This window comes from Micromonospora maritima, from assembly GCF_902825405.1.
Classification (GTDB): Bacteria; Actinomycetota; Actinomycetes; order Mycobacteriales; family Micromonosporaceae; genus Micromonospora; species Micromonospora maritima.
Genome location: NZ_CADEAU010000416.1, coordinates 1 through 4,723, shown reverse-complemented (window position 1 = coordinate 4,723; position 4,723 = coordinate 1). Strand labels below are relative to the sequence as shown.

The 4,723-nt window shown below is 72.2% G+C and carries 5 protein-coding genes; 2 read left to right on the top strand and 3 right to left on the bottom strand.

Going from position 1 to position 4,723, the window contains the following annotated elements; genetic code table 11:
• Positions 1–105: 105 nt before the first annotated feature.
• Positions 106–876 (bottom strand): lysophospholipid acyltransferase family protein, encoded by a 771-nt coding sequence (locus HUW36_RS25960; RefSeq protein ID WP_174530551.1) that lies wholly within the window; start codon positions 874–876, stop codon positions 106–108.
• 175 nt (positions 877–1,051) lie between these two features.
• Between HUW36_RS25960 and HUW36_RS25955 the strand changes: the two genes are divergently transcribed.
• On the top strand, positions 1,052–2,464 hold the full coding sequence (locus HUW36_RS25955) for a cytochrome ubiquinol oxidase subunit I (RefSeq protein WP_217428880.1): 1,413 nt from the start codon (positions 1,052–1,054) through the stop codon (positions 2,462–2,464).
• 13 nt (positions 2,465–2,477) lie between these two features.
• Entirely contained in the window at positions 2,478–3,476 is a 999-nt protein-coding gene (gene cydB, locus HUW36_RS25950) for a cytochrome d ubiquinol oxidase subunit II (RefSeq protein WP_174530549.1), read from the top strand.
• A gap of 75 nt (positions 3,477–3,551) precedes the next feature.
• On the opposite strand, the gene HUW36_RS25945 is transcribed toward cydB, so the two are convergent.
• Positions 3,552–4,244, bottom strand: a complete 693-nt coding sequence (locus HUW36_RS25945) for a hypothetical protein (protein ID WP_174530548.1) — start codon at positions 4,242–4,244, stop codon at positions 3,552–3,554.
• A gap of 66 nt (positions 4,245–4,310) precedes the next feature.
• The coding region (locus HUW36_RS25940; RefSeq protein WP_281357560.1) for a peroxiredoxin at positions 4,311–4,723 on the bottom strand (413 nt) is incomplete at its 5' end.

The window sequence follows — 4,723 nt, the reverse complement described above, 5'->3', positions numbered from 1 at the left end:
GACGGCGGTCTCCAGGCCGATGCCGGTGGACGTGCCGGTGACCAGCACGACGGGTGCGTTCACGCCTGCCACGGTCTCACCTCGCCGCCGCTCGCGCGGGGGGTTTCAGCCGGTCCGGTGGGGGCGGTGCGCGCGGCTGGGGTCGACCGGGCGGCCGGGGTCGACGTGTCGCGGCAGGTCGGGCTCGTGCGGGCGCAGCGGCGCGAGGTCGGCGGTGATCGCGTCGATGATCCGGTCGGTGGCGCGCCGAGCCGCGCCTGGTGTCGCGGGATGCAGGTCGCGCAGCGTCACCGGGGCGCCGAAGTGCACCCGGATCACCGGCCGGCGGGCCACGGCCCGGGCCAGGCCGCGCAGCATCCCCTTCGGCGCCCGGTAGGGCAGCACCTCGTGCGAGCCCCACTGGGCGACCGGGACGACGGCGGCGCCGCTGGCGAACGCGAGCCGCGCCGCGCCGGTCTTGCCCCGCTCGGGCCACATGCCGGGGTCGAGGCCGATGCGTCCCTCCGGGTAGACCAGCACCACCGAGCCGCCGGCCACCGCGTGGGCGGCGACCTCCAGCGACCGGTGCACGGCGGCGGTGCCCCGGTCGACGCGGATGTGCCCGGCACGGCGCATCAGCGTCCCGATCAGCGGGGCCCGGAACAGCCCGGCGGTGGCCATGATGCGGGGGGCGACCCGCCGGACCCGGCAGGCGGCGGCGAGCACCACCGGGTCGAAGGGGCTGATGTGGTTGGCCGCCAGGATCAGCGGACCGTGCCGCAATGCCTGCGGCACGTCGCCGGTGACCTCCAGCCGGCCGACCAGCCCGACGGCGGCGCGGGCGAGCGTCTGCGCGCCCCGCCACAGCAGTGGCGCGCGCCAGGGGGTGCTGTTCATCAGTGCTGGATGGTCGCACGCGCGGGGGTGGTCCCGGGACCCGGGGACGGGTCCTCCGGCAGGTGATCAGGGTCATTGGTCCCGGGACCGTTCGGGCCGTGCGGCCCTGCCGCTTTCTCTACGACGCCGAGTAGTATTTACTACGTCTCGTAGTATGCACAGCTGGGGGTTTCAGGTGGACGCGTTGGACGTCGCCCGCTGGCAGTTCGGTGTCACCACCGTCTACCACTTCTTGTTCGTGCCGTTGACCATCGGCCTGTCCGTGCTCGTCGCCGTCCTGCAGACGATGTGGCACCGCACCGGCAACGAGCGGTACCTCAAGCTCACCAAGTTCTACGGCAAGCTGTTCCTCATCAACTTCGCCATGGGCGTGGTCACCGGCATCGTGCAGGAGTTCCAGTTCGGCATGAACTGGAGCGACTACTCCCGCTTCGTCGGCGACATCTTCGGCGCGCCGCTGGCCATCGAGGCCCTGGTGGCGTTCTTCCTGGAGTCGACGTTCATCGGCCTGTGGATCTTCGGCTGGGACCGGCTGCCCAAGCGGCTGCACCTCGCCGCGATCTGGGCCGCCGCCATCGGCACCAACCTGTCGGCGTACTTCATCCTCGCCGCGAACTCGTTCATGCAGAACCCGGTCGGCTTCCGGATCAACCCGGACAGCGGCCGCGCCGAACTGACCGACTTCTTCGCCGTGCTCACCAACAAGGTCGCCCTGGTCACCTTCCCGCACACCCTGGCCGGGTCGTTCCTGGTCGCCGGATCCCTCGTGGTCACCGTCGGGCTGTGGCACGTGATGCGCAACTCCGGCAGCGCCGACACCGGCGCCTACCGCTTCGCCACGAAGTTCGGCTCCTGGGTGGTCCTGGTCTCCTCGGCACTCGTGGTCCTCACCGGCGACATCCAGGGCAAGATCATGACCGAGGTGCAGCCGATGAAGATGGCCGCCGCCGAGGGCCTCTACACCACCGAGAGCCCCGCCTCGTTCTCCGTGCTCACCGTCGGCAGCCTCGACGGCAGCCGCGAGGTGTTCGCCCTCAAGATCCCCTACCTGCTGTCGTTCCTCGGCACCGGCGACCCCCACGGCACCGTGCAGGGCATCAACGACCTCCAGGCCCAGTACGCCAGCCAGTACGGCCCCGGCAACTACGCCCCGATCATCCCGGTCACCTACTGGAGCTTCCGCTTCATGATCGGCTTCGGTCTGGCCGCCGCCGCGATCGCGCTGCTGGTGCTCTGGAGCCAGCGCAAGGGCCGCACCCCCACCAGCCGCTGGCTGCTGCGCGCCGGCCTGGTCATGCCCGTGCTGCCGCTGCTGGCCAACTCCTTCGGCTGGATCTTCACCGAGATGGGCCGCCAGCCGTGGATCGTCTTCGGCGAGATGCTCACCCGCGACGGCGTGTCCCGCAGCGTCTCCCTGACCGAGGTCCTCACCTCCTTCACCGCCTTCACCCTCATCTACGCCACCCTCGCGGTGATCGAGTTCAAGCTGCTGGTCCGCTACGCCCGCGCCGGCGTACCGGACCTCACCCCGGAACCCGCCGACGACGACACCGACGACGCCGAGCGCCCGCTCGCGTTCGCCTACTGACCCGGAGCCCACCGTGGAACTGACGACCGTCTGGTTTCTCCTCGTGGCCGTGCTCTTCACCGGCTACTTCATCCTCGAAGGCTTCGACTTCGGCGTCGGCATGCTGCTGCCCGTGCTCGGCCGCGACGACCGGCAACGCCGCGTCCTGATCAACACCATCGGCCCGGTCTGGGACGGCAACGAGGTGTGGCTGATCACCGCCGGCGGCGCCATGTTCGCCGCGTTCCCCGAGTGGTACGCCACCCTGTTCTCCGGCTTCTACCTGCCGCTGCTGCTCATCCTGCTGGCCCTGATCGCCCGCGGCGTGGCCTTCGAGTACCGCCACAAGCGGCCCGAGGCGTCCTGGAAGCGCCGCTGGGACCAGGCCATCTTCTGGGGCTCGGCCGTGCCGGCCGTGCTGTGGGGGGTGGCGTTCGCCAACATCTTCCGCGGCGTTCCGCTCGACGCCGACCACGAGTACGTCGGCGGCCTGCTCGACCTGCTGCACCCGTACGCGCTGCTCGGCGGCCTGACCACGCTGGGCCTGTTCCTCACCCACGGCGCGGTGTTCCTCGCCCTCAAGACCACCGGCGACATCCGCCAGCGCGCCGGCGCCCTCGCGGTCAAGCTCGGCGTCGGCACCGCCGTGGCCGCCGTGGCGTTCCTGAGCTGGTCGCTGACCATCCGCTCCAGCGCCGCCGCCGTCGTGCTCGCCGTCGGCGCCGCCCTCGCGCTGCTCGGCGGTCTGGCCGCGGCCCGGGTACGCCGGGAGGGCTGGGCGTTCACCGGCACCGCGGTGGCCATCGCCCTGGCCGTGGCGACCCTGTTCGCCGCGCTGTTCCCCAACGTGCTGCCCTCCACGCTGGACGCGGCCGGCACGCTGACCGCCACCAACGCCGCGTCCACCCCGTACACCCTGAAGATCATGACCTGGGTGGCGGTGGTGTTCACCCCGATCGTGCTGGCCTACCAGGGTTGGACCTACTGGGTGTTCCGCCGCCGGATCGGGGTACAGAACATTCCGCAACACTGAGGACCTGCGGGCGCAGGGGTGACGCGGGGCCGGTGCGAGGGGGTCGCACCGGCCCCGCGGGGCGTCCAGGCCCGCTCAGCGGGCCTCGCGCAGCTCCGCCAGCCGCGCCTCGATCTCGGCCAGCTCGGCGCGCAACTTCTCCGCCTGCTGCTCGGCCTCGGCCCGCTCCGCGGCCAGGATCTGCTCCACCGCCTCCTGCACCCCCGGCACGTCCACCAGCGCCACCATCCGCAGCGCCTCGGCCGGCTTCACCACGTACGGCCGGGCCAGCGCCTTGGAGCCCTGCTGCGCGGCGACGGTCCACTCGCCCTCGGCGTAGGCGAGCGTCACCGTCAACCCGGCCGGGCCCTTCGGCTTCGCCGCCTTCACCGCCCGCTTCGCCGGCCTCGGCTCCGCCTGCTGCTGCTCCACCTTCGGCTCCTCCCGACGCGGCGCCGGCACCCGCGGCGTGTCCAACACGAACTCCGGCTCCGGCGCGGCCGGCGGCTGCGGCGCCTGCGGCTCCGGCTTCGCCTCGGCGGCCGGCCGCCGCCCGGCCCCCTTCGGCGCGACCGCCACGTCGGCGGGGGAGAAGGGCAGCTCGTCGCGGCCGAACCGCACCACCACGAACTCCTCCGACTCCGCCGGGTCGGTCAGCGCCACCACCTGCCCCAGCTGCCCGGCCATCTGCCCGGCCGCCGCGGTGAACACCACCCGCGGCTTACGGCCCGCCGCCAACGCCTCCCGGAACTGCTGCACCTCGTCAGTGGACAAACCCTGGCCCGCCATCACGCCCTCTTCCGTACACCTGTTTGACTGCAGCCTTGATACCAGCCCACTGCGACAGCGCGGGGATCAGCCCCCGAGCGCCCGCAACGCCGCGTCGGCGTGCTCGTTCATGCTCAACTCGCTGTGCACCACCGCCAGCACCCGCCGGTCGGGCCCGATCACGAACGTCATCCGCCGGGTGCTCAACGCGCCCAGCGGCAGCCGACGCCGCACCCCGAACGCCTCCGCCACCGCGCCGTCGACGTCCGACAGCAACGGATAGTCGAACCCGTGCCGGCGGGAGAACTCCGCCTGCCTGTCCACCGGGTCCCGGCTGATCCCGACCCGGGACGCGCCCACCGCCGCGAACTCCGCCGCCAGGTCCCGGAAGTGGCAGCTCTCCGCCGTGCTATCAAGAGGCCATGGCGGCGGACACCACTGACCTTGACGACCTTCGCGCGCGAGCCGAGAGCTGGCTCGCCGACGACCCCGACCCGGCC

Excerpts from the sequence above, each read along its gene's own strand:
- HUW36_RS25960 (WP_174530551.1), bottom strand. The coding sequence starts at position 876 with ATGAACAGCACCCCCTGGCGCGCGCCACTGCTGTGGCGGGGCGCGCAG.
- HUW36_RS25945 (WP_174530548.1), bottom strand. The coding sequence starts at position 4,244 with ATGGCGGGCCAGGGTTTGTCCACTGACGAGGTGCAGCAGTTCCGGGAG.